The sequence below is a fragment of the Croceicoccus pelagius genome, from assembly GCF_001661915.1.
In the GTDB taxonomy this organism is placed as follows: domain Bacteria; phylum Pseudomonadota; class Alphaproteobacteria; order Sphingomonadales; family Sphingomonadaceae; genus Croceicoccus; species Croceicoccus pelagius.
Map to the genome: position 1 here is coordinate 340,182 of NZ_LYWY01000037.1, position 23,637 is coordinate 363,818.

The 23,637-nt window shown below is 62.8% G+C and carries 21 protein-coding genes and 2 tRNA genes; 10 read left to right on the top strand and 13 right to left on the bottom strand.

What is annotated here, in order from left to right:
- Positions 1–74 precede the first annotated feature (74 nt).
- The 3 genes from A9D15_RS11030 to A9D15_RS16565 form a co-directional block, all read right to left on the bottom strand.
- Entirely contained in the window at positions 75–566 is a 492-nt protein-coding gene (locus A9D15_RS11030) for a hypothetical protein (RefSeq protein WP_156521745.1), read from the bottom strand.
- Between the two features lie 33 nt (positions 567–599).
- Positions 600–1,124 (bottom strand): thermonuclease family protein, encoded by a 525-nt coding sequence (locus A9D15_RS11035; RefSeq protein WP_066764944.1) that lies wholly within the window; start codon positions 1,122–1,124, stop codon positions 600–602.
- A 244-nt stretch (positions 1,125–1,368) separates the two neighbouring features.
- Entirely contained in the window at positions 1,369–1,560 is a 192-nt protein-coding gene (locus tag A9D15_RS16565) for a hypothetical protein (protein WP_156521746.1), read from the bottom strand.
- 199 nt (positions 1,561–1,759) lie between these two features.
- Between A9D15_RS16565 and A9D15_RS11045 the strand changes: the two genes are divergently transcribed.
- Positions 1,760–2,815 carry a CNNM domain-containing protein gene (locus tag A9D15_RS11045; protein ID WP_066764947.1) on the top strand — a complete coding sequence of 352 codons (1,056 nt, stop codon included), beginning with the start codon at positions 1,760–1,762 and terminating at the stop codon, positions 2,813–2,815.
- A 16-nt stretch (positions 2,816–2,831) separates the two neighbouring features.
- On the opposite strand, the gene A9D15_RS11050 is transcribed toward A9D15_RS11045, so the two are convergent.
- From A9D15_RS11050 to metX, 3 genes are all read right to left on the bottom strand, one after another.
- Positions 2,832–4,343, bottom strand: a complete 1,512-nt coding sequence (locus A9D15_RS11050) for a replicative DNA helicase (RefSeq protein ID WP_066764948.1) — start codon at positions 4,341–4,343, stop codon at positions 2,832–2,834.
- Positions 4,344–4,416: 73 nt separating this feature from the next.
- On the bottom strand, positions 4,417–5,037 hold the full coding sequence (metW, locus tag A9D15_RS11055) for a methionine biosynthesis protein MetW (RefSeq protein WP_066764950.1): 621 nt from the start codon (positions 5,035–5,037) through the stop codon (positions 4,417–4,419).
- Positions 5,034–6,161, bottom strand: a complete 1,128-nt coding sequence (gene metX, locus A9D15_RS11060; protein WP_066764952.1) for a homoserine O-acetyltransferase MetX — start codon at positions 6,159–6,161, stop codon at positions 5,034–5,036. The genes metW and metX overlap by 4 nt, the downstream gene beginning before the upstream one ends.
- A 134-nt stretch (positions 6,162–6,295) precedes the next feature.
- Between metX and A9D15_RS11065 the strand changes: the two genes are divergently transcribed.
- Positions 6,296–7,405, top strand: coding sequence for a pyridoxal phosphate-dependent aminotransferase (locus A9D15_RS11065; protein WP_066764954.1), 1,110 nt, complete (start codon positions 6,296–6,298; stop codon positions 7,403–7,405).
- Positions 7,402–8,364, top strand: coding sequence for a prephenate/arogenate dehydrogenase family protein (locus tag A9D15_RS11070; protein WP_066764956.1), 963 nt, complete (start codon positions 7,402–7,404; stop codon positions 8,362–8,364). The genes A9D15_RS11065 and A9D15_RS11070 overlap by 4 nt, the downstream gene beginning before the upstream one ends.
- On the opposite strand, the gene A9D15_RS11075 is transcribed toward A9D15_RS11070, so the two are convergent.
- Genes A9D15_RS11075 through ftsE form a run of 4 tightly spaced genes read right to left on the bottom strand, consistent with a single transcriptional unit; the run spans position 8,365 to position 11,371 of the window.
- Positions 8,365–9,051, bottom strand: coding sequence for a lysophospholipid acyltransferase family protein (locus A9D15_RS11075; protein WP_066764957.1), 687 nt, complete (start codon positions 9,049–9,051; stop codon positions 8,365–8,367).
- A gap of 11 nt (positions 9,052–9,062) precedes the next feature.
- The gene (locus A9D15_RS11080; protein ID WP_066764958.1) at positions 9,063–9,593 is read right to left on the bottom strand and encodes a YdcF family protein; all 531 of its coding nucleotides are present in this window, start codon (positions 9,591–9,593) and stop codon (positions 9,063–9,065) included.
- Positions 9,594–9,638: 45 nt separating this feature from the next.
- Positions 9,639–10,604, bottom strand: a complete 966-nt coding sequence (locus A9D15_RS11085) for a cell division protein FtsX (protein WP_156521747.1) — start codon at positions 10,602–10,604, stop codon at positions 9,639–9,641.
- 2 nt (positions 10,605–10,606) lie between these two features.
- A complete protein-coding gene (gene ftsE, locus A9D15_RS11090; protein WP_172807518.1) occupies positions 10,607–11,371 on the bottom strand; it encodes a cell division ATP-binding protein FtsE in 765 nt (254 codons plus the stop codon).
- 172 nt (positions 11,372–11,543) lie between these two features.
- On the opposite strand from ftsE, the gene A9D15_RS16955 reads away from it, so the two are divergent.
- From A9D15_RS16955 to A9D15_RS11110, 4 genes are all read left to right on the top strand, one after another.
- Positions 11,544–12,602, top strand: coding sequence for a zinc-ribbon domain-containing protein (locus A9D15_RS16955; RefSeq protein ID WP_066764960.1), 1,059 nt, complete (start codon positions 11,544–11,546; stop codon positions 12,600–12,602).
- Between the two features lie 130 nt (positions 12,603–12,732).
- Positions 12,733–12,819 (top strand) — tRNA-Leu (locus A9D15_RS11100).
- Between the two features lie 200 nt (positions 12,820–13,019).
- Positions 13,020–13,106: transfer RNA gene (locus A9D15_RS11105), tRNA-Leu, on the top strand.
- 165 nt (positions 13,107–13,271) lie between these two features.
- Positions 13,272–14,495: a tyrosine-type recombinase/integrase gene (locus A9D15_RS11110; protein ID WP_066764965.1), complete on the top strand. Its 1,224-nt coding sequence runs from the start codon at positions 13,272–13,274 to the stop codon at positions 14,493–14,495.
- A 136-nt stretch (positions 14,496–14,631) separates the two neighbouring features.
- On the opposite strand, the gene A9D15_RS11115 is transcribed toward A9D15_RS11110, so the two are convergent.
- The 3 genes from A9D15_RS11115 to A9D15_RS11125 all read right to left on the bottom strand — a co-directional run bounded on the left by A9D15_RS11115 (position 14,632) and on the right by A9D15_RS11125 (position 16,068).
- Positions 14,632–14,826: a DUF6961 family protein gene (locus A9D15_RS11115; protein ID WP_082924421.1), complete on the bottom strand. Its 195-nt coding sequence runs from the start codon at positions 14,824–14,826 to the stop codon at positions 14,632–14,634.
- Positions 14,817–15,368, bottom strand: coding sequence for a thermonuclease family protein (locus tag A9D15_RS16960; RefSeq protein ID WP_229660292.1), 552 nt, complete (start codon positions 15,366–15,368; stop codon positions 14,817–14,819). Before A9D15_RS16960 ends, A9D15_RS11115 begins: the two co-directional genes overlap by 10 nt.
- A gap of 64 nt (positions 15,369–15,432) precedes the next feature.
- Complete coding sequence (locus A9D15_RS11125; protein WP_229660293.1) at positions 15,433–16,068, bottom strand: lytic transglycosylase domain-containing protein; 636 nt, start codon at positions 16,066–16,068, stop codon at positions 15,433–15,435.
- Positions 16,069–16,155: 87 nt separating this feature from the next.
- Here A9D15_RS11125 and A9D15_RS16270 point away from each other — a divergent pair, with 87 nt between their 5' ends.
- From A9D15_RS16270 to A9D15_RS11140, 3 genes are all read left to right on the top strand, one after another.
- Positions 16,156–17,064, top strand: a complete 909-nt coding sequence (locus tag A9D15_RS16270) for a DUF7146 domain-containing protein (RefSeq protein WP_141521488.1) — start codon at positions 16,156–16,158, stop codon at positions 17,062–17,064.
- A 75-nt stretch (positions 17,065–17,139) separates the two neighbouring features.
- Positions 17,140–21,387, top strand: coding sequence for a strawberry notch family protein (locus A9D15_RS11135; protein WP_066764969.1), 4,248 nt, complete (start codon positions 17,140–17,142; stop codon positions 21,385–21,387).
- 104 nt (positions 21,388–21,491) lie between these two features.
- On the top strand, positions 21,492–23,465 hold the full coding sequence (locus A9D15_RS11140) for a ParB/RepB/Spo0J family partition protein (protein ID WP_066764970.1): 1,974 nt from the start codon (positions 21,492–21,494) through the stop codon (positions 23,463–23,465).
- Positions 23,466–23,637: the final 172 nt, after the last annotated feature.

A 23,637-nucleotide genomic window follows, 5' to 3' on the forward strand; every position in this document is an offset into this window, starting at 1 on the left:
CGTCCGCTTTTGAGAGCGTCCGGCGAAAGAGCGAATGGCCGGAATGGGGTGGATAGCGGACATTAGCTTGGCGGCTAAACTCTAACGTTCTCCGTAAAAGTTCCAGCTATCCCAATCAAAACCGACATGACGAAGGTGCCAACGGCCATCCCGCTCATCGTGAACTCAACCCCAAATACGGCATCTATGACCATCATGAATGGAAAGATGATCCATCCGAGAAAAAAATACAGAATACCGCGCTTGGGATTGAAGTCCCAAACCTTCTCGGGAAAGTTTTTCCGGTCGTAGAAGACCATGATTAACGCGACGCATAAACCCAAGACATAAGCGAAGCTCCACAAAGGGTTCCATGCATCTTGGGGAATGTCCGCCATGTAGCGGACGGCGAACGCCAATAGCAGGAGGAGGCTCAGCGCGACGGCCCCAATCAACTTACGTGGGTTCAAGCTCATGTGATCCAGTTGAGCCGATTGTCGTAATGTCCGCAACCGGGTCGTTTGCAGAAAGTCGGCTCGTGGATCAGAAGGCGCGAAAGCTGCCTGACGGCTTCCGGCGAGCGCCAAGTCATGAGCGAATCACCGGCTATGGGGTGGAAATCAGTCGTAGGCCAACTTGACATCGGATGGTGGTCCAGACCCCACATTGATTGCTGGATAGAGTTGGTTGTCGTCAAAGTCTGGCACGACCTTACACCATTCCCAACGAGCTTCGCTTGAGATGGCATATCCGTTGATCGTCATAAGATCGACTATGTTCTCACCGTCAGAACGGACCAAATTACCCTCCAATCTTCCTGAACGGTCGTCGACGTCACGAAGCTCCCAAACAGTTTCACCGAAGTTGTGAAGTTCACCCGCCAGATGCTGCATCGCCAAGCCACCTAGGGCAGCCTCCGCAAGACACGACGCGTTTGTTCCAACTTCTGGGGCATCCAGGCCCCTAATCTTTATGATTTGGCCATCGATTAGGATTGTATCGCCATCCAGAGCTTTTTCTATCGCGGGTTTAGGCGCCTCGCGGTAGAGCACATCCGAAGTTGGGCTGCTCCCGACCCCGACTAGAAACCCTCCAAAGGCGCAAAGAGTTGCGACGGGCAAGAGCCAGTAAATCCCTATCCTCATCCTCCGCTCCCCACCCTCAAACTAGCGCTTCGCGGCAACGTAACGAAATAAGTCCACGGTCCGCAATCGGGTCGAAAGCTGAAAAGTCCGCTTTCGGTCGGGAATGGCGCAAAGCAGCCCGTCCTTGTACGGCAAAGCGTCATTCGCGGAAGATCACCACCTCGTCATGGTCCAGGGTCGCCAGCGATTCCTGCCAGGGAACGCCGGCTGCAACGTCGCGGCGCGAGGCAGGGAATTCCTCGGTTTAGACATCTCCGCGATAGACCCTGACGAGCAGCCCGGCGTAGGGAAGGTTCAACTCGCTCCGCAGGTCATGCAGAACCGCATGCCATAATTCGAGACTGTCCGGGCCGGGTCTGTCGGGCTTGGCATAGGACTTGCGCTTATCGCCCATGGCCCGCGCGATCTTGGCGTCGGACCAGCCTTTGCGCCTCATTCGGCGGTCGCATCATCGGTTGGCACGATCAGGATGATGAAGTGACACATAGCAGCAGTCTGGCGCGCCGGCGGTGGGATCGCCACGGGTCACTCACCACCCCGGCATCCACAGGCCGGCATCCACAGGCCCGATCTATGCCTGCGCTCCATACCCCGCTAAAGCGTGACGTTCGAATTATTCGGATGATTGCAAACTCATGGCCTTGCTGGTCTTTTACGTCGCGCTTGCACTTTGCGTCTCGTTCCTGTGCTCGCTTCTTGAATCCTCTCTGCTGACGATCACCCCGTCGCAGGTTCGCACCGCGCAGGAACAGGGCGCGGGCTGGGCAAAGTCGATGAAGCGGTTGAAGGACGACATCGAACGGCCATTGGCCGCGATCCTCACACTCAACACGATTGCCCATACGATGGGCGCGGCAGGGGCGGGCGCGCAGTATGCCGCGCTTTACGGCGACGGCGGCGAGGCGGTCTTTGCCGCGGTGCTGACGTTGGCCATCCTCGTGGTGACGGAGATCATTCCCAAGACGCTGGGCGCGCGATACGCGCTGGCGCTCTCGCCGTTCAGTGCACGTCTGCTGCCATTCCTGATTTCCGCGCTGGCCCCACTCGTCTGGGCATCGCGGCAGGTCACGAAGCTGATCACCTTCGGCAAGACGTCGCACGTGCCGCAGCACCGTGAGGAACTGCTGGCAGTCGCCAGTCTCGGGCAGGCGTCGGGCCAGCTCGACAGCAGCGAGGTCCGCTTCGTGAAGAACATGCTTCAGCTGAACGCGATCAAGACCGGCGACGTGATGACGCCGCGCACGGTTGCCTTCTGCCTGTCGCTGGACACTGCGTTCGAGGAGTTCGCCCGCGCGGTCCGCGAAAGTTCGCACACGCGCATTCCGGTCTATCGCGGCCATGTCGACCAGATCACCGGCTTTGTCCTGAAAAGCGAGGTGCTGGCGATGATGACGCAGGAGGATGCGGCGGATAAGTCGCTGGAAAGCCTGGTAAGGCCGCTACCCAGCGTACTCGACGAATTTTCGGTCGACCGCCTGTTCCACCGCCTGATCGCCGAACGCCATCACATCATGGCGGTCGTCGACGAATACGGCACGTTTCTCGGCCTCGTCACGCTGGAGGACGTGCTGGAGACGATCTTCGGGTTCGAGATCGTCGACGAATTCGACAAGGTCGCCGACATGCAGGCCTATGCCCGCGAACTGTCGCGCAAGCGGACCGCATCGGCGGGGCGCAGCGCAGAGCAGTAGAGGAAGTCTCGGGCGCTTATTCCGGATTGTATCCGTAGTCGTCGTCGACGAGGTCCGAGAACTTCGTGATCCGCGATTCGAAGCGCATGCGCACGCGGCCGGTGGAGCCGTGGCGCTGCTTGGCGACGATCAGCTCGGCAATGCCGGTCACCTGCTCCATCTTGGCGCGCCAAGCTTCCCACTTTTCGTGGACGTCGGCGGGATCATTCTCGTCCGGCAGCTTGGGTTCTACCGCCTTCACGTAGTAGTCCTCGCGGTAGACGAAGAGCACGATGTCGGCGTCCTGTTCGATCGAGCCGGATTCGCGAAGGTCGGACAGCATCGGTTTCTTGTCTTCGCGCTGTTCGACGGCACGCGACAGCTGCGACAGGGCCAGCACCGGCAGGTCGAGTTCCTTGGCCAGCGTTTTCAGACCGCGCGAAATTTCCGAAATTTCGTTCACGCGGTTGTCGTTGGCGCGGCCCGAGCCTTGCAGCAGCTGCAGGTAGTCGACCACGATGAAGCCGATATTGTGGCGGCGTTTCAACCGGCGCGCACGCGCACGCAGCGCCGCGATGGTGAGCGCGGGCGTGTCGTCGATGTAGAGCGGCAGTTCGGCCAGTTCCTGCGAAGCGCGCGACAAGGCCTGGAAATCCTCGCGGCTGATCTTGCCGGTACGCAAGTCGCCCGATGAAATGCCCGACTGTTCGGCAAGGATACGCGTGGCCAGCTGGTCCGCGCTCATTTCGAGGGAAAAGAACGCGGTCGCCGCGCCCACCGATTCCTCTTCGCTGATGCCGTCGGCAAGGTCGCGGCGCAGGCGGTTCGCCGCGTTGAACGCGAAGTTGGTGGCAAGCGATGTCTTGCCCATGCCCGGACGGCCGGCAAGGATGAGAAGGTCCGAATTCTTGAGGCCGCCCAGCTTCTGGTTGACCGAGGAAAGGCCGGTCGTGACGCCCGCGACGTGGCCGCCCGAATTCAGCGCCTGTTCGATCAGCTTGATCGAGGTGCGCGTGGCCTGCGCAAAGCTTTGCGTTTCGGTGCCGGTCGTGGTCCCTTCGGCGACCTTGTAGAGCGCGGATTCCGCATGCTCGATCTGCTGCATCGGGTCGACCGCTTCGGACGTATCCATCGCGTCGGTGACGAGCTGACGACCGACCGAGACAAGCTGGCGCAGCAGGGCAAGGTCGTAGATCTGTTCGGCCAGTTCGCGCGGGGCGATAAGGCCTTGGCTATCGGCGGTCAGGCGGGCGAGGTAGTTGATCCCGCCCAGTTCCTTCATCGCCTCGTCCGTTTCGAAGTACGGCTTGAGCGTAACCGGCGTGACCACGGCCTTGCGATCGATCAGGGTCAGGATCTTTTCGTAGATCCGCTTGTGCAGCGGTTCGAAGAAGTGATCGGGCGAGAGGTGGGTGTTCAGTTCCTCGATCACCCGGTTGTCGATCAGGATCGCGCCGAGAAACGCTGCCTCCGCCTCTACGTTGGCGGGCAGTTTCTGACCTTCGTCGTCGTTAGAAGGGTGGAGCGGAATCGGATCGTTGAGTGCCATGGGGCAGCGTAATGCTCCCCCGTGTGCCGCCTATCAAGCGGCGAATTTTTCCACACCCTGTGGGTAGCGGGTATCAGTCCCGCGTGACGAGAAAGACCGCGTGTTCGGCGGTCAGATTCGCGAACCGCTGGCGCGAGGGCTGGCCACCTGTGAAGTACCATGACCGTTCGGCCCGGATGCCCCGTTCGGCCAGCAATGCGCGGAAGTCCGCGATCGTCAGGTGGTGGATGTTGGGCGTTTCGTACCATGCCACGGGAATCAGCTTCGTCACCGGCATCTTCCCGCCCAGCATCAGCGACGCGCGTACGCGCCAGTGGGCGAAGTTGGGAAACGATACGAACCCGCGTGGTGCGATGCGGAGCAGGTTTTCAAGGATCAGGTCGGGCCGCCGCGTCGTCTGCAGCGTCTGCGACAGGACAGCGTAGTCGACGGATTTGTCGGGATAATAGGCAAGGTCGGTGTCGGCATCGCCCTGCATCACCGAAAGTCCGCGCCCGACGCAGGCCGCGACGTTCGTGGGATCGATTTCCAGCCCGCGTGCATCACATCCCTTGGCGGTCAGCGCGGCCAAAAGCTCGCCGTCGCCGCACCCGATGTCGAGCACGCGCGCGCCAGGTTCGACATGGTCCGCGATCACGGCAAGATCGGGGCGCAGCTGGCCGGGCGTTGCTTCCACTGTTGCGGGGGGACTCATCGGATGAAGCCTTTCACCACGCGGTCGAGATCGTCGTTGTCGAGCAGGAAGGAATCGTGCCCGAAAGGCGAGGACAATTCCATGAAGCTGACCGGATGGCCCGCCGCGTTCAGCGCGTGCGCGATCGTGCGCGATTCGCTTGTGGGGTACAGCCAGTCGGTATCGAAGCTGACGAGGCAGAAACGCGCCTTCGTGCCCCGGAACGCATCGGCCAGCTTGCCACCGTGTTCTTCGGCGAGGTCGAAGTAGTCCATTGCCCGCGTGATGTAGAGGTACGAGTTCGCGTCGAACCGGTCGGTGAACGACAGGCCCTGGTACCTGAGGTACGATTCGATCTGGAAGTCTGCGTCGAAGCCGAAAGTCTTGGCATCACGGTCCTGCAACCGGCGGCCGAACTTTTCGGTCAGGCCCTGTTCCGACAGGTACGTGATGTGGGCGGCCATGCGCGCCACGGCGAGGCCGGATTCAGGGCCGCCCTTGCGCGGATCTTCGCCGCCTTCGCTGTAATAGTCGCCGCCGTTCCACTTGGGATCGGCCATGATCGCCTGGCGCCCCACTTCGTGGAACGCGATGTTCTGGGCCGAATGACGTGAGGTGCTGGCGATGATCAACGCTGCATCGATGCGGTCGCCGAAATTGGCGGCCCAGCTAAGCGCCTGCATCCCGCCCATCGACCCGCCGACGACGGCGTGAAGTTTCCCGATGCCCAGCGCGTCGACGAGCGCGACTTGCGCGCGGACCATGTCGCGAATCGTGATGACTGGAAACGTCATGCCATAGGGCGCACCGCTTTCGGCCATGCTGGCAGGGCCGGACGAGCCCATGCACGAGCCGATGACGTTGGAACAGATGACGAAGAAGCGGTCGGTGTCGATCGGCATGCCGGGGCCGACCATGCGAATCCACCAGCCCGGCTTTCCCGTGATGGGGTGGGGCGATGCGACGTGCTGATCGCCTGTAAGGGCGTGGCAGATCAGGATCGCGTTAGACTTGTCGGCGTTCAAATTGCCGTAAGTTTCATAGGCGATTTGCACGCCCGCAAGGCTGCGCCCGCTGTCCAGCGGCAGCGGCTGCGCCAGTTTCAGAACGGGGCCGGCAGGGGTATTTTCGGGCGTCGGTGCCATGGGGCGCCGGGATTGGGACCAAGCGGCATCCGTGTCAACGATTGTGAGCGCTGAGAAGATCGCCCCAATACCCGAAACGATGGTTGCAAAAGTTACATTTGATATTGGCTGCACTGGGGTTAGAGCGCCGTTGCATGACCGGTCGCCGCACTGCTCCGAGCCCGAAGCCCTGGATTGAGGGTATTCACGCCTACGTTCCGGGCAAGTCCGCTGGCGCCGATGGGCGCCCGCTGGTGAAGCTGTCCGCCAACGAAAACCCGCTGGGGTCGAGCACGCTGGCAATCGCCGCGCGGCGTGAGGCGAACCGCCCCGCGGTCTATCCCGACCCCGACAGCCGCGCGCTGCGCGAGGCGCTGGGCGAACTGCACGGCATCGATCCGGCGCGCATCGTGTGCGGCACGGGCAGCGACGAACTGCTGAATCTGGCCGCGCAAGGCTATGCAGGGCCTGGCGATGACGTGATCTACGTCCGTTACGGCTTTGCGGTCTACGATATCGCGGCGCGCCGCTGCGGGGCCGTGCCCGTCGTCGCGCCCGACAAGGATTACGGCACCGACGTCGATGCGCTGCTGGCCTGCGTGACCGACAAGACCCGCGTCGTGTTCGTCGCAAACCCCAACAACCCGACCGGAAGCTATATCCCCGCATCCGAACTGGCGCGGCTTCACGCGGGGCTGCCCGATGGCGTCTTGCTGGTCGTCGATCAGGCTTATGGCGAATACCTGACGGCCGAAGAGGACGATGGCGGCATGGCGCTGGCCGCTGCACACGACAATGTCTTCGTCACGCGCACGTTCAGCAAGATCTACGGCCTTGCCGGTGACCGGATCGGCTGGGGCACGGGTTCGCCTACGATCATCAACGTGATGAACCGCATCCGCGGCCCCTTCAACGTCGGGCTGACCGGACAGGCCGCCGCGCTTGCCGCCGTGCGCGATGAAGACTTCGTGCGCGCCAGCCGCGAACACAACCTTGCCGAACGCACCCGTTTCGAGGGTGCGATCGCCAACCTCGGCAATTATGGCATTCGCGCCGTGCCCAGCAAGGCGAACTTCGTGCTCGTCCTGTTCGAAGGCGCGCTCTCGGCAGAGCGCGCGCTGAACGCCATTGGCGAGGCGGGCTATGCCGTGCGGCACTTGCCGGGCCAGGGGCTGCCCGATGCCCTGCGGATCACCATCGGCACGGCGTCGCAGATGGACGACATCGCCACCGTCATCGCGCGCGAGGCGGAGGCCGCATCGTGAACGAGCCCGAAGCACCTTTCGCAAACGTCGCGATCATCGGCCTTGGCCTCATCGGCGGGTCGGTCGGGCTTGCCGTGCATGAAACGATGCCGAAGGTGCGCACTTACGGCTGGGACGCCGACGCGCATGTCCGCGAAGTCGCGGCGGAGCGGAACCTTGCCCACGCGATCCCGGCGAACATCGACGACGCGGTGGCCGATGCCGACCTTGTCGTCCTGTGCGTTCCCGTCCGCGCAATGGAAAGCGTCGCTGCGCAACTTAAGGGAAAGCTGAAGCCCACTTGCGTCATCAGCGACGTGGGTTCGTGCAAGAAGTCGGTGGCCGATGCCATCGCCCGCCAGCTTCCCGGCCAGCCCATCGTTCCCGCACACCCCGTGGCAGGGACCGAACATTCGGGGCCGGAGGCAGGTTTTGCCTCGCTGTTCCAGAACCGCTGGTGCATCGTGACCCCGGCTGAGGGTGTGGATCAGGCCCATGTCGACAAGGTCATCGCCTTCTGGCGCGCGATGGGCGCGACGGTGGAAACGATGGCGCCCGATCACCACGACCGCGTTCTCGCCGTGACCAGCCACGTGCCCCACCTCATTGCCTATACTATCGTCGGCACGGCCTCTGACCTTGAGGAAGTGACCCGCAGCGAAGTCATCAAGTATTCGGCTGGCGGTTTCCGCGACTTTACCCGCATCGCCGCATCCGACCCGACGATGTGGCGCGATGTCTTCCTGTCGAACAAGGACGCGGTGCTCGAAATCCTTCAGCGGTTTTCGGAGGACCTGACCGCGCTGCAGCGGGCGATCCGCTGGGGCGACGGCGATGCGCTGTTCGACCGTTTCAGCAAGACCCGCGAAGTGCGCCGCTCGATCATCGAGGAGGGGCAGGACGACGCGCGACCCGATTTCGGCCGCCACGATCATGGCGATGCCCCGGGCGCAGGAATGCCCGGGGATGATTCGGACTGATTATTCCTGCGGGTTGAGCGCGTTGATCGCCTCGAACACGCGGGCCTCGACTTCATCGCGCGACAGACCCGGCGGGATCGTTTCGCCCACCTTGTAGGTGATCGTGCCGCGCCGCTTGGGGCTGGGCTGATACAGCGGCCCGCTGTTCACCGCGATCGGCACGATGGGCAGGCCCAGCAACTTGTAGATGCCGTAAAGCCCGCTCTGGATCTTGCCGCGCTCGCCATGGCCGACGCGCGTGCCTTCGGGGAAGAGCAGGAAGTCGCGGCCTTCCTTTTTCAGGCCCGCCGCCTGCCTGCCCATCGAACGCAGCGCCTTGGCCCCGGCCTCACGGTCCACCCCGATGACGCCGTAATGCCGCGCCGCCTGACCCCAGAGCGGGATCGACAGAAGCTGGATCTTTCCGAAGGGCACGATCGGTCCGCCAGACAAGTGCGGACTGTCGATGGCCTCGAAAAAGCTCTCGTGTTTGACGGCATAAAGCTTTTGTCCGGCGGGGATCTCGCCATCGACGACGATCTTGATGCCAAGGATGCCGGTGACGCACCAGCGGTGCCACGTCGACCACCACTGCGGCGGATACTTGACCCCGCCGGGGAATATAAGCGCCGGAAAGCACAGCAGCACGAGGAACAGCGAGCCGACATAGAAGAAGACATTGAAGACGAGCGTACGCAGCCAGGCCATCGTCGCGCCTTTTACAGGTCAAGCCAGCGGGCGACGTGGCCCAGCAGGAACTTGTGATATTCAAGGAAAAGCATCGCAAACGAAGGCTCGCTCGTTACCGCGTCGCGCAGGATCTCGATGTCAGGGTCGATCGACGTTTCCAGCTCGAACGCGGCGCGGCGCATATGCCAGTCGCTGGTGACGAGGCGGACGGTCTTCATCTTGTTGTTGATCGCCCATTGCGCGGTTTCCGCCGCATTCGTGCGCGTGTCGACCGCGTCGTAACCCAGCGTTATGCAGCATTCCATGAGAGACGCGGGAATGTCGTATTCGACCGCCAGTTCCTCAGGTCTAACCTCGCGGTCGACGCCCGACACCAGCATCTTGCGCGACCAGCCTTCGCGCACGGCCTCTATCCCCCGCTCGATCCGGCCGCCCGCACCGGTCAACACCACGACCCCGTCCGTCTTGGTGGCGTCGGCAGGCTGCGGCAACAACACGGCGAACCATGCGAAGCCGAGTAGCCATGCAAGCAGGAGAAAGGCGAATATCCGTCGGAACATCTGTAGTGTCTTGTTAGGCGCAGCAATCGCGCGCCGCAACGATCCTCACGGCATTCTGCGCAACGTTGCGAGCACGGTGATGCGCGCCGTGAAGGCCGCCAGCGCCACGCCCGCGATCGGGATCAGCGCCAGCGCGATCCAGTCGTACCAGTGCAGCCCCGCCGCCGTATTGCCGGGGCCAAGATCGGCAAACCGGCGGCCCAGCGCGATGATCGTCGCCTGCGCCACCGCAAAGCCTGCCGCGCCGCCTGCCGCCGCGCTCAATCCCGCGGCCTTCTGAAACATCTGCGCCACCTGCCGGTCGTGCGCGCCAAGCAGGTGCATGATCTCGATCGTATCGTGATTGGCAGCTAGGGCGCTGCGGCTTGCCAGAAGGACCGAAGCCGCCGTTGCCGTCACCAGCAGCGCGACGAGCGCCACCGCGAGCCACTGCAACGCCGAAATCGCGCCTTCCAGCGGGGCGAGCCACTCCATATCCGCGCTGACCGTCGCATCGGGCGCGGGTTCGGCCAGCGCCTCGCGAATGCTTTCTATCCCTGTATCCTGCGCATCCGCGGCAAGGCGCAGTTCGATCAGTTCGGGCAGGACGAGAAGGCTGTCCTCGCCCGGCTCGCCATCCTCCATCGCCGCATCGCCCAGCCACGGGCGCAACAGCGCCTCACGCTCGGCATCGGGCAACCGGCGCACATCGGTAACCCCCGGAAGGTTACGCAGCGCATCGACGGCCGCGCTCGCCTGTTTGCGCGTCTCTGCCTGTGCCGGCCCCGCGATCTGCACGGTGACGCCGCCTGCAAGATCCGCCTCTGCCGTGCGCGCGATGGAGCCCAGCGCCAGCCCGCCCGCTGCCGCCACGACGGTCAGCGCGGTCATGATCGCGATCACCCATGGCACGGGGCCCGCAACCGCTTTCTGGCTAAGCAGCGGCGCGCTGGCCGGTTCGGGGAACCAGCGGTCGCGCAGCGCGCCTGCGCCGCGCTTCACCGCGATCCACGCCCTTTCGCGGCGGGTCATGATCATCGCATGCCCTTCCGGTCGGGCGGATTGCGCAACACGCCGGTCGGATCGTCGAGGCGGCCCTTTTCAAGCCGCATCACGGCCGCATCACCCTGCCGGTGCATCAGCGTGGAATCGTGCGTGGCCAGCACGACGGTCGTGCCCATCTTGTTCATCGCCGTGAACAGATGAAGCAGGCGCAGCGCCATCTGCGGATCGACGTTGCCGGTCGGCTCGTCCGCAACCAGCAGGTCGGGGCGGGTAATAACGGCACGGGCAATGGCAACTCGCTGCTGCTCACCACCAGAAAGCGTGGAGGGCCGCTGGTTTGTCGCGCGGCTCAGGCCCACCCATTCGATCATGTCGGTAACGGGTCCGACCAGTTCTTCCTCTGCCGTACCCGCCAACCGCAAGGGCAGGGCGACATTGTCGAAAACGGTCAGGTGCGGGACCAGCCTGAAGTTTTGAAACACCACCCCGATGCGGCGACGCAGTTCGGTCCGCCTTTCGCGCGACAGCACGCTGGCATCCTCGCCAAACATCGAAATCGCGCCGCGCGACGGGCTCTGCGCCAAATAGAGCAGCTTCAGCAGCGTCGTCTTGCCCGCGCCCGACGGGCCGGTCAGGAAATAGAAACGCCCCGGATGCAGCTTGAACGTAATGTCGGACAGCACCTCGCGCCCCGCGCCATAGCGCAGGCCCACGTTCTCGAACCGCACGATCGGGCCGGTCGGATTGCCGAAACCGGGGGCGGCAAGGTCAAGGGGAGAAGGGTCGAGGCTCACAAGTCCAGCGCATCACCTGCCGGGAAAACCGGCGCGAATAGGGGCCGGATCGCTTCTAGCGCCCGCCAAGGCGTTATTTCCAGCCCTATTGATGTGGATAAACAGCCTTTGATCGGGGTGCGGGGGCACCAAGGTATTGCTCCCGATTCGCCGCCGTTGTTTAGTCCTGCCCATGCAAATAGCCTGCCCTGCCTGCCAGACGCGCTATTCTCTCCCGGACGGAGCGATCGGACCGGAAGGGCGCACGGTTCGCTGTGCCAAGTGCCGCCATAGCTGGTTCGAAGCGGGGCCGGGGGCAGAGGAAGCACCTGCCGCTCCCGAAGCGCCGCAACCGGAAGTGCCTGCCCGCGAAGCTCCACCGGTACCGCCCGCGCCGACGACCGGCGGCTGGGACGACGCGCCCGAACAGCCGGTTTCCGCGTCGGCGCCGCCCTCTTACGACGCACCGCCGACGTACGACGCGCCTGCCTATGATGCTCGGGCCTACGATGCGCCGGACTATGCCAGGCCGCCCGAACCTCCGGTGCCGCCTGCGCCCAGCTTCGACGGCGGAATGCGCTACGAGCCTGCGGCCGAGGCGACTTTCGAGCGGCCCGAAACGCCCCCGCAACCGATGCCCGGTACGCCCGAGCCTTATGCGGAGAATGCGGACGAGGCATGGTCCGACGTCCCCGAATTCGACGGCCCTGCCGACACACCGATGCCCGCAACGGCGGAACATGTTCCTTCGCCGCCCGCACCGGAAATGCCCGCCGCCGCCTATGAAGAGAGCGAGTGGAGCGAGTATCAGGAGCCTGCTTCGCGCAAATCGAAGCTGCGGCTGATCCTCGTGATCCTGCTGGTTCTGGCCGCTGTGGCTGCCGCTGCCTTCTTCGCCGTGCGTCACTACGGCGCGCCTGCGTGGCTGCCGATGGGGCAGGTGGCGTTCGCGCCGGCGTCAAAGGATCTGCAGCTCGAATTTCCGGTCGAAGACCAGGATCGCCGCAAGCTCGAAAACGGGCTTCAGTACTTTGCCGCCAGCGGCACGGTCACGAATACGGGCCGCCAGACCCAATATGTTCCCGACGTGCAGGTCGTGCTGCGCGACGCGCAGGAACGCGTCGTTTATTCGTGGGAACTCGAACCGCCCAAGCGCAAGCTTGCCCCTGGCGAGACGCTGACCATCAATGAAGCCGTGACTGACGTTCCCGCCTCTGCCCGCGTGGTCGAGATCGGCTGGAAGGCGGGCTGATCCGAACCTTTTTACAGGTTCGTGAAATTTCCTTTCATAGCCTGTTGCGCGGTGTCGCAACCGTTGCTAATGGCTCGCCCCTACCCGGCGGCGGTACCCGATTCCGATCGGTCCGCCGCTTGCTACAGGTGCGGTCGTGGCGGAATTGGTAGACGCGCAACGTTGAGGTCGTTGTGGACGAAAGTCCGTGGAAGTTCGAGTCTTCTCGACCGCACCAGAAGTAGCCCGACCCATGCATCACCGGGCATCGTGATCATCCGCCGCGCGGATGGCCTGATGTGGTGATCGTGAACGGGCTGCGCCGGACAGGACAGGCGATTTTTCGTTTGTGCGATTTCCGGTTATTGACAAGACAAGGCAACGCTCGCTATCGGCGCTGCCCTACCCGCACGATGCAACATGGCATCGCGCATGTGTGCCCAGATGGCGGAATTGGTAGACGCACCGTCTTCAGGTGGCGGCGCTGGCAACGGCGTGGAGGTTCGAGTCCTCTTCTGGGCACCATTTGTTCTTCTCACGTTCTCCCAAATAATCTATAAAACCCGCAGAAATCCTAGGGATTTGGCCCTTGGATCGTTCCGGATCGTCCCGCCTGTTCTCGGGGGTTCCAGACACTTTTGTGGGCCTTTTGAGGCCATTTCGCAAAGGCCCAGATGAAAAGGCCCCCACGTGCCGCTGACAGATACTCGCCTCCGCGCACTCAAGCCCAAGGATAAGCCGTACAAGGTAACCGATGAGCGCGGCCTATATGTTGAGGTCACGCCGACCGGCGGCAAACTTTGGCGATTCCGATACCGGATCGGCGGAGCGCAAAAGAAGCTCTGCATCGGCAGCTATCCCGACATCAGCCTCAAGCAAGCGCGAGACGCGGCCTACGAGGCACGACGAGCTGTTGCTTCTGGGGGCGACCCGGCCTTTGAGAAGCGGAAGCGGAAAATCCGCGCAGAGTTCCTTTCTGCACAGACGTTCGAGGCAGTCGCACGTGAGTATATTGAACAGATGATGGTCCAGAATGGCCGCGCCGATGGCACGATCGTCAAGGCCAATTATTTCCTCGACAAGCTTGCGCCTGCCATCGGGAACCGACCCATCGACGAGATCGAGCCGTTCGAAGTCCTGGCTCCCCTCAAACGACTGGAAGCCACTGGTAAGCACGAGACTGCGAAGAAATGCCGCTCGTTCGCAGGCCGCGTGTTTCGCTACGGTGTTGCTACCACCCGCTGCAAATCCGATCCGACCAGTATGCTGAAGGGCGCTCTCGTAACGCCGAGAGTCACGCATTATGCAGCAATCCTCGAGCCCACCGAGCTAGGCGGGCTGCTGCGCGCAATCGACGACTTCACTGGCTACATGGTGACGAAGTTGGCTTTGCAGATAGCGCCGCACGTGTTCGTACGCCCCGGCGAACTCCGGCACGCCGAATGGCATGAGATCGACCTCGTCGATGGGGTCTGGAAGATCCCTGCCGGTAAAATGAAAGCGCGCCGAGCGCATGCCGTCCCGCTTTCCAAGCAGGTTAGAGGCTATCTCACTGATCTGGCCGAGATGCTCGGCCGCGAAGGATATGTTTTCCCATCTGCGCGCAGCTCCAAGCGTCCCATGAGTGAAAACACGCTCAATGCCGCATTCCGTCGCATGGGATACTCGAAGGAAGAAGTCACCGCGCATGGACTCCGGGCGACAGCATCGACATTCCTCAACGAGTCGGGCCTTTGGAATCCCGATGCGATCGAGCGTGCCCTGGCACATGGCGACAGCAATGTTGTGCGTGGCATCTACCATCGCGGCAAACATTGGGAAGAGCGCGTGCGCATGGCTCAATGGTGGAGCGACTACCTCGATGAGCTCCGGACAGGAGGAAAGGTCATCATGGGAAAGTTTGCGAATGGTTGATCGGAAGAACGAATTTCTTCTCAGCCAGTGCAGGATTGAAGGCTCAGGACCAGCCCTGTCAGGAACACTGACGCGAGCAGGGCGAACTCAATTCTGATGCCCCATACCTTAAGCCACTTCCGCATCGTGCCGAGCCTCAGTTCGTAGAGCTTTGGCAGCTAAGCTGATCGAAGCGCTCAGCAACAGTCTTCCACGTTGCTATGCCTGCCTCGTCCCCTTCGTTGGATAGCCGCTGGATTTGCTGCGCGATATACGCGGTTCCCTTTTTGCCATGGTTCTTTTCGACCCAGAGTGCGACGGCCCACAATTCCTGATCGCGGTTCAGCACCATGGTTCACGCCTCCCGGTCCAGGTTCGCGCCAGGCCTTCGCTGACCAGCTGATCGCCAAGCGAGCGGCCGCCGCGCGTTACAACCCGCAATTTGCGACCGTACTGATCCTCATCTCTGCTCCCGATAGTCCTCAGTTCAAAGGGCCCGTCATTGAGCAATTCGACAAGGCGGTGCGTCGCGCGCATGCCGAGCTGGTATTCATAGTCGCAACGAGGCTCGCTGATCTCGGGAGTGTCGATGTCGGCAATCCGGATCTTCACGCCATCAAGCCACAAAGTATCTCCATCCACGACGCATGTGCGTCGGATGGATCCGCAGATGTTGAATTGTGGGGAGCTTGCTTGCTGGAATAAAGCCTGAGGCTGCTGATCGTCGTTAGCAAGGCTGGCATCATGGACTGGCCAGTTGAGTGCCAGCATCCCTCCAGCAAATACGATCGCGAATGCTCCCAAACCCAACGCGATCTCCTTTCTCAGCTTCCGGCGCTTCTGTGTCTTCAACGCCTTGCGAAAGTCGAACGGCTCACCGGGGGTCTCATTCACTGGCGTTGTCCGTCTTCATTCCGGCACATGATTTCAGACAATAGCCGGAAATCAGGTAGTTTCGTCAATTGTACGTACCAATTGCTTGCCAACGTCCCAACACAGACCGGACATATTGCGGCGTTTCACCATTGTTGGGAATGCCGCGTGATCGGGAGACGGCACCTGGGCCAGCATTGTAAGCAGCCAAGGCCAGGTGGACCGCGTCGAACCGGTCCAACATATCGCGAAGGTACCTGGCGCCACCGTCGATCGATGCAAGAGGGTCATGACGGTTCCGGACGCCCAGTTCTCTCGCCGTGGCCGGCATAAGCTGAGCCAGCCCGGCAGCACCGGCCGGACTCACAGCCATCGGATTGAAGCGGGACTCAGCCCAGATAAGAGCACGAAGCAGGTTGGTCGGAAGCCCGTAACGGCGTTCAGCCTCGGCTATCGCCGCCATATACAAGCCTTCCCGGTAGGATACGTTTGCTGGCTCGGCCTGGTAGATTGCAGGAAGATATTCCCTTGCCGGCTGCTGGTCCGCCTTCGGCGGAACGATCGCGTGCTCGAACAAGGTGAAATCCTGGGCGCGAACTTGCTGTGAGGAGGTCGCGATCATCCCCAGACAGGCGACCGCTAGCGCGGTCAGACAATTGAGGCAGGTCATCTCGACTTGTGCTCCATTGATTCGAATCGAAAGAGAACATAAAAAGAACATGTGCCTGTAGGAAAGCCGCGAATGCCTGCCTTTGGGAGAGGAGAGGAACGCTGATGAGGGGGCCATTTTGCATGCTGAGGAGCTCGCATGTCCCTGTCAGTCCAAACTCATCCCAACCGGTCGCTTGCCGAGACCGCCCGTCGTATCTGCGAAGCGCGAGGGGGCAAATGGTCCGGCACAAAGGGCATGGCTTGTTGCCCCGCGCATGATGACCGCACGCCGTCCCTTGGTGTGACGCTCGGCCAAAAGGCCATCCTCTTCCACTGTTTCGCGGGATGCGATCAGCAGAGCGTGCTGGCTGCTTTGGCGCGTGAAGGTTTCGAAGCACCGGCGCTTTTTTCAGCTTCTGCGACCACCAACGAACCCGAATCGACCAGCACCCGCAAACCCTCGGCGGCAGCGCTGAGGATCTGGCGCGATGCGCAGCCACTGCGTGCCAGTCCGGCAAAGGCATATCTTGAGAGCCGCGGCATCCTCGCCGTATCGCCGGCGCTCCGCTTCCACCCACGAACGCCGCTTGGTCCGAAGGGACGCACTCGCTTTTTGCCCGCCATGATTGCGGCAGTCAGCCTCGACGAGGGGCCGATCGCCATCCATCGCACATTCCTTTCGGGCGACGCCAAGGCCGACTTCGAAAAACCGAAGCGCGCGCTCGGCGCGCTCGATGAAGCTGCTGCCCGTCTCTTCGCTCCGGTTTCCGGCAAGCTCGGCCTTGCTGAGGGAATCGAGAGCGCGATGTCGGCCTATGCTCTCACCGGTATTCCCGTCTGGGCGACCCTGGGCAATGAGCGCTTCGGCCTCGTCAGCGTGCCCGAGAGTGTGGCCGAGCTTCATCTCTTCGTCGATCATGATGCTGGCGGCGAGCTGGCCGCGTCGCGTGGCCTGGCCGCTTATGCCCGCGATGGGCGAACGATCCACGTTCGCAAACCCTCATCACACGACACCGACTGGAACGATGAACTGACAGCATGGCTGCGCCGCAAAGCGGCGCGGTAGAGGAGAGAGAGCTTCTCGAATTCCTGATCCGGCAGAGGGCGTGTCCCAATGCCCCCATCAGGAGGACGAATTGCCATGTTTCAATCAGACCTGTTTCCAGCTGGCGAGCAGTTGTCGTCAGTGCCATTGGCCTACGCCATCGGCACCAGGATTGCCGAGCTTCTTGCTTCGGGACGTCATCTTGCCCGTGCGGACATTTCCGGCTTGTTTGCCCAAGAGACTGGCGTCTTAGACTGGGGAAGCGCCTGGACGATCGACGACTACAACAACGCGGTCGAGATCGGCGCGCTGCTCTGGCTTCGAGAGTCCTCACGGATCGATCTGGCGACGAATGTACACGAAGCCGAAGCGCGGTTCGACTGGCTCGAAGCAGCCTTGCCGCCGCGGCACGTTCGCAGCGAAGCACAGGTCGAGCTCCAGCAGTTCTCGACCCCGCCAATGCTGGCCTGGCTGATGGCGAAGGCCGCAGCTGTCTCGGCGCAAGACACGCTCCTCGAACCGTCCGCAGGCAATGGTGCCCTTGCTCTCTGGAGTTGCCTCCAGAACGCTTCGCTGCTCCTCAACGAGATCGATCCGGCAAGACGAGACGGTCTGGCCCACGTCTTCCCTTCGGCCACCATCGCTGCGCATGACGGGGAACTTATCGCCGACCTGCTTCGCGGCCCTGTTCCGTCTGCCGTGCTGATGAACCCGCCGTTCGCTCACAGCCTGGAACGCGGCAAGGACGGCGGCACGGCGCAGCGCCACCTGCGCAGCGCGATCCGGGCCGCTGCCGATGGGGCGAGGATTGTCGCCATCATGCCCGAAGGCTTCGATGCTTCCACCTTCGCCGAGGCACAGGACGAAGCGTCGCTTCTCCTCGATGTGCGGCTGCAGCAGATGTTTCGCCGAACTGGGACAGGTATCGCCGTTCGCCTGGTCGTGTTCGACAAGACGCCGACTGCGCCTGCGTCAGCGATCACCGGAGATACCGCCGACCTGATCGGACTCCACGAGCTTATCACTGCGCTTCGGCCCCGCGCGCAGACATCAGGCAACATTCATCGTCTGCCAGTCGGCAAACCTATGCGCCTTGTGGGCAAGGCTTCGACCCAACGCACGCCGGTCCGGCCGGTGGCGCCGTTCGCAGCGACACCAGAAGCCACAACAAATACAATCGATCTTGCCTATTCGGTCCTCGCCGACCCCGCACCGGTGCCTGAACAGGCAGGCATCTACCTGCCTTACCGGCCCAGCCGCATCGCGTTCGAGGATGCGCCGGTCCATCCTACCCCGCTCGTGGAATCGGTCGCCATGGGTTCGGTCACGGCACCGCAGCCCGAAGTGCGGCCGCTTCTCCCTGCAGGCTGGCAAGCCGATGGCCTTTTATCCGAGGCTCAGTGCGAGACACTGGTCTACGCTGCCCAGGCATTTGCGCGCGATCTTCCGGGCCTGTTCAAGGTCAGCCAGGAAGGTACCGCGCTCCAACTGTCCGAAGACGGGCACGCATACCGCCAAGGCTTCTTCCTTGGCGACGGAACCGGAGCGGGCAAGGGACGACAGATCGCCGCGGTCATCATGGACCGCTGGCTCGCAGGTGAGCGCCGCCATATCTGGATCACCAAGAACGAGGCGCTGCTCGAAGATGCGCGCCGCGATTGGGAAGCGCTTGGCGGGCTGCCGCTCGATCTCCAGCCACTCTCACGCTGGAAACTTGGCCACCCTGCAACGATGTCCGAAGGCATTCTCTTCGTCACCTATCCGACGCTGCGCTCGTGCCGCGCCGAGGATACGCGGCTCGACCAGATCCTTGCCTGGGCGGGCGAGGATTACGATGGCGTGATCGCTTTCGACGAAGCCCACGCCATGGCCAATGCGCTCGGGGGCTCTTCAATCCGCGGCAAGGTCAAGGGCTCCGAACAAGGAATGGCGGGCCTCAGGCTGCAGAACCATCTCCCGCGCGCCCGCGTGCTCTACGCGTCTGCCACTGGCGCTTCGGATATCGCCAACCTCGGTTACACCTCACGGCTTGGTCTCTGGGGACCCGAGACCGCTTTTCCGACCCACGAGGCGTTCATGACCGAGATCCGCGCTGGCGGCGTCGCGGCGATGGAGCTTGTCGCCCGCGACCTAAAGGCTCAGGGTCTCTATCTCGCCCGTGCGCTGTCCTTCGCCGGGATAGAGTACGAGATCCTCGAACACAGCCTGACCGACGCGCAGGTGAAAATCTATGATGCCTATGCCGAGGCCTGGGCAATCATTCACCGCAACCTCGAAGCTGCACTCGAAGCAACCCGCGTGGTCGACGAGGACAGCGGCGATACACTCAATCGCAACGCCAAGGCTGCGGCGCTCTCAATCTTCGAAGGTACCAAGCAGCGCTTCTTTGCCCAGCTCCTGCTCTCGATGAAATTGCCTAGCCTGATCCCTGCAATGGAAGCGGCGCTTGGCGAGGATCATTCGGTTGTCGTGCAGCTGGTCTCGACCGCAGAGGCCATGCTCGACCGGCGCCTTGCCGACCTTACCGTGGAAGAACGCGAAGCGCTCGATATCGATCTCTCACCGCGTGAATATGTCATCGACTACCTCACGAAGAGCTTCCCGGTACGATTGATGCAGGTCTTCGCCGACGAGGACGGCAATCTTCGCTCCGAGGCGATGAGCGACGGAGAGGGCAATCCCGTTTTCTGCCCGCGCGCCATTGCTGCGCGCGATGCGCTGATCGAACAGCTTTGCGCACTGCCGCCCATCGCCACTGCGCTCGATGCGATTATTGAACATTTCGGAACCGACGCCGTGGCCGAAGTCACGGGCCGGACCCGCAGGCTTGTCCTGGGCCGCGATGGTGAGCAGCGCCTCGAACGGCGTAGCCCCAGCGCCAATGTTGCCGAAGCCCAAAGCTTCATGGAAGGGACCAAGCGCATCCTGGTCTTCTCGGATGCGGGCGGCACCGGGCGTTCCTATCATGCCGACTTGGGCGCCAGGAACCAGCAGCGCCGGGTTCACTTCCTGCTTGAACCGGGATGGCGCGCCGACAACGCCATCCAGGGTCTTGGTCGCACGAACCGCACCAATCAGGCCTCGGCCCCGCTGTTCCGCCCGGTCACCACAGATGTGAAGGGCGAGCGCCGGTTCATCTCGACTATTGCGCGAAGGCTCGACGCTTTGGGCGCGCTTACGCGCGGCCAGCGCCAGACGGGCGGACAGAACCTGTTCGACCCGGCAGACAATCTCGAAAGCGATTACGCGCGCGATGCGCTCAGCCGCTGGTTCCAGCTGCTCTATGACGGCAAGCTCGAGGCCACGAGCTTCAGTAACTTTGTCGAGCGCACCGGCCTCCGGCTCGAAAACCCCGATGGCGGGCTGACCGACAATCTCCCCACGATCCAGCGCTGGCTCAACCGCATCCTCGCCCTGCCGATCGCGCTCCAGAACGGAATCTTCGACGAATATCTCGGGTTGGTAGAGGCGCGGATCGAAGCCGCACGCGAAGCCGGAACGCTCGACCAGGGACTGGAAACCGTCAGGGTCGATCGCTTCACGGTCCTTGCCGACGAACTTCTCCGCACGGACCCCGTGACCGGAGCCGAGACCCGCCTCGTCTCGCTCGAAGTAACGAGGCACCTTCGGCCTCTACGCTTGCAGCGCCTCGTACGCATGCACGAGATCGGCGGCCCGCGCGCGATCCCGATGCGCAATGCGCGCTCTGGCATGGTCGCACTGTCGGTTCCGGCCCGACGCCTCATTGCTGACGACGGGGCCGTGATCGAACGCCGCCGCCTGCTGCGCCCGCTCAAGTCCGCGAACTGGACACTTGAGGCACTCGGTGAGAGCCACTGGGAAGAAATTGGCGTCACCGCGTTCACGAGCGCTTGGCGGGCCGAGGAAGAGGAAGCGGCCAAGTCGCCGGTGACCGAGCGCGTCCATCTCGCCACCGGGCTGCTACTGCCAGTGTGGAAGCGCCTGTCTGGCGATCATGTCCGCGTCACTCGGCTCGTTGCCGAGGACGGCCAGTCGATCATTGGGCGTGAAGTGCTCGATATCGATCTCGCCGCAATCGCCGAGACCTTTGGCCTCTCCAGAGTTACCGCTCCGGCGCCGGACCAGATCGGCGACCTAGTCCTGGCCAGCGGCAAACCGCTGGGCCTTGCCAGCCACGATCCACTCACGGTGAAACGCTCGCTGGTCGGCGGCGAACAGCGCCTTGAACTGACCGGGTTCTCGCCCGATCGGCTCGACTGGTACAAGAACAAGGGCTGCTTCACCGAGATCATCCGCTACCGCACGCGGCTGTTCGTGCCGGTGTCGAGAGCCTCGTCGGTCCTCCCCGCGCTTGCCGCCTGATCCTTAGGGCAGACCCCAATCTCAGAATGAGAGTGGAGGGAGCCCTTTGGGCTTGTGGGCCTCGTGATCCTCACCTGCGCCTTCCTTCCATCAGGAGAACACCCATGATCCAGTCGATTCCCTTGAAGAAGCTCGTCCCGAGCCCGCGCAACGTTCGCAAGTCGAACGACGTGCTGGCCGACCTCCAGCTGCGGGCAGACATTGCTGCGCGCGGTCTGCTGCAGAACCTCGTCGTGCGCAAAGGAAAGCGCGGCAAGTTCGAGGTCGAGGCCGGCGGTCGCCGCCTCGCCGCGCTGCAGGCGCTGGCCGAAGAGGGCACCTTGCCGGAGAACCAAGAGGTTACCTGCCTCGTCATCGAAGGCGAGGAAAGCGAAGTGCGCGAAGCCAGCCTTGCCGAGAACTTCCAGCGTCTCGCGATGAACCCGGCCGACGAGGCGCAGGCTTTCGCGGCGATCATCGAGGCAGGCGCTACCGCCGAAGACGTGGCACGCCGCTTCGGCCTCACCGTCCGTTTCGTCGAAGGGCGCCTGCGTTTGGCAAGTCTTGCACCCTGTGTCTTCGAAGCGCTCGCCGAAGGCACGATCACGCTCGACATGGCCAAGGCCTATGGCGCGATTTCGGACGTCGAGCGCCAGGCGCATGTCTATGCCGAGCTGCAGGACGCCTGGTACCAGATCACGCCCGACACGATCCGCCGCATGGTGCTTGATGCCACGGTGCGTGGTTCCGATCCGCGAGCTGTGCTCGTCGGACGCGATACCTATCTCGACGCAGGTGGCCGGATCGAGCGCGAACTGTTCGACGACGATGCCAGCGAGAGCTGGATCGATGTCGCGCTGCTCGAAGACCTCGCGCACAAGACCATGGAAGAATCCGCAGAAAAGGTCGCGCTTGAATATGGCCTTGCCTGGGTGCGCGCGACGCTTGGCACCTATGTCAGCCATGACCTTGTCGAAGGTCTGAGCCGTCTGCCCTGCGAGCCTGCACCAATGACCGAACAGGAAGTGCAGGAGCTCGGCGAGCTCGAGGCCGACTATGACCGCGTCGCCGCTGTGCTAGAAGATGAAGACAGCGACGAAGATGAGGTCGCTAAGGCCGAGAAGGAACTGGTGGTGATCGACCGCGCCATGCGCGCGCTCAATGATCGTCCCCCCGTGCTTGCCGACGAGCTGAAATCGGGGGCAGGTGCCTTCCTCGTCCTCTCGCGCAATGGCGAGCCAACACTGGTCCCGCAGTACTACACCCAGACCGAGGTCATCACCGACGAAGGCGTGGTCGAACCCATTGAAGAGAGTGGTGCGGCGAAGCCCAAGGGAAGCTCATTGTCGCAGCGCCTACTCGACGAGCTCGCGATGCAACGCCGCGATATCCTGGCGATCCATCTCGCCAACGATCCGGCACTGGCGCTCGACTTTATGGTCTTCACGCTTGCCGATGCCGATGGGCACGATTGGCGCGCGAAGAAAGCGTCTACGCTTGTCGGCTCTGTCGCGACCGGCCCCGCCGCCGGGTTCGAGGCCAAGGATGCACCGGCGAGCGCTGCCTTGGCCGAGTTTGCCGGGTCGCTCGATGAAAGCTGGCGTGCTGGGACAAGCGAGGTCGAGCGGTTCGCCAACTTCCAGGCGCTTTCCGACGAGGCGCGCTCGGCCTGGCTTGGTCATGTCGTCTCGCGCACACTCATTGCCAGTCTTGCCTGCGAACGCGAGCGTTCGGTGCCACTGCACGAGATCCTCGGGTCGCTGCTCGAGATCGAGACGGCGCATTGGTGGCGGCCAACGGCGGCGAACTACTTCGACCGAGTGGCTAAGGCCCGCACGCTCGAGGCGCTCGATGCCGCCGGAGGTCCCGAACTGGTCAGTCGGTACGCTGCTTCGAAGAAGGCTGAGCTTTCGAGCGCTGCCGAACGCATCTTCTCGGGCAACTTCATTGGCGAGCCCGAGGTCAAGGAACGGGCGCAGGCTTGGGTTCCGCCGATCATGCGTTTCGCCGGTTCTGAAGGAGCCGAACTGGCGGATCACGGAGGCGACGAGGCGGTCAACGCCGAAGCAACTGGCGAAATTGCCGAGCAGGCTGCCTGACCCCTCCTGACAGGTCCAGATCACTCGGCGGGCGGTCCGTCCCAATCGGGACGGGCCGCCTTTTCCGTGTCAAATTGTGGGCCGCAAGCCGACTGTCCGATGTTAGCGGCGTGAGCGCACAAGGCTGCCATTCAGCTAATGACCCAACCGAAATTCGACGGGCTCGCCGACC

Coding starts and splice junctions, on each gene's coding strand:
- A9D15_RS11045 (WP_066764947.1), top strand. CDS start 1,760: ATGGCCTTGCTGGTCTTTTACGTCGCGCTTGCACTTTGCGTCTCGTTC.
- metW (WP_066764950.1), bottom strand. CDS start 5,037: ATGAGTCCCCCCGCAACAGTGGAAGCAACGCCCGGCCAGCTGCGCCCC.
- A9D15_RS11140 (WP_066764970.1), top strand. CDS start 21,492: ATGATCCAGTCGATTCCCTTGAAGAAGCTCGTCCCGAGCCCGCGCAAC.
- A9D15_RS11135 (WP_066764969.1), top strand. CDS start 17,140: ATGTTTCAATCAGACCTGTTTCCAGCTGGCGAGCAGTTGTCGTCAGTG.
- A9D15_RS11085 (WP_156521747.1), bottom strand. CDS start 10,604: ATGACCCGCCGCGAAAGGGCGTGGATCGCGGTGAAGCGCGGCGCAGGC.
- A9D15_RS16955 (WP_066764960.1), top strand. CDS start 11,544: ATGCAAATAGCCTGCCCTGCCTGCCAGACGCGCTATTCTCTCCCGGAC.
- A9D15_RS11050 (WP_066764948.1), bottom strand. CDS start 4,343: ATGGCACTCAACGATCCGATTCCGCTCCACCCTTCTAACGACGACGAA.
- A9D15_RS11115 (WP_082924421.1), bottom strand. CDS start 14,826: ATGGTGCTGAACCGCGATCAGGAATTGTGGGCCGTCGCACTCTGGGTC.
- A9D15_RS11065 (WP_066764954.1), top strand. CDS start 6,296: ATGACCGGTCGCCGCACTGCTCCGAGCCCGAAGCCCTGGATTGAGGGT.
- A9D15_RS11035 (WP_066764944.1), bottom strand. CDS start 1,124: ATGAGGATAGGGATTTACTGGCTCTTGCCCGTCGCAACTCTTTGCGCC.
- A9D15_RS16270 (WP_141521488.1), top strand. CDS start 16,156: ATGTCCCTGTCAGTCCAAACTCATCCCAACCGGTCGCTTGCCGAGACC.
- A9D15_RS11125 (WP_229660293.1), bottom strand. CDS start 16,068: ATGTTCTTTTTATGTTCTCTTTCGATTCGAATCAATGGAGCACAAGTC.
- A9D15_RS11075 (WP_066764957.1), bottom strand. CDS start 9,051: ATGGCCTGGCTGCGTACGCTCGTCTTCAATGTCTTCTTCTATGTCGGC.
- metX (WP_066764952.1), bottom strand. CDS start 6,161: ATGGCACCGACGCCCGAAAATACCCCTGCCGGCCCCGTTCTGAAACTG.
- A9D15_RS11080 (WP_066764958.1), bottom strand. CDS start 9,593: ATGTTCCGACGGATATTCGCCTTTCTCCTGCTTGCATGGCTACTCGGC.
- A9D15_RS16565 (WP_156521746.1), bottom strand. CDS start 1,560: ATGAGGCGCAAAGGCTGGTCCGACGCCAAGATCGCGCGGGCCATGGGC.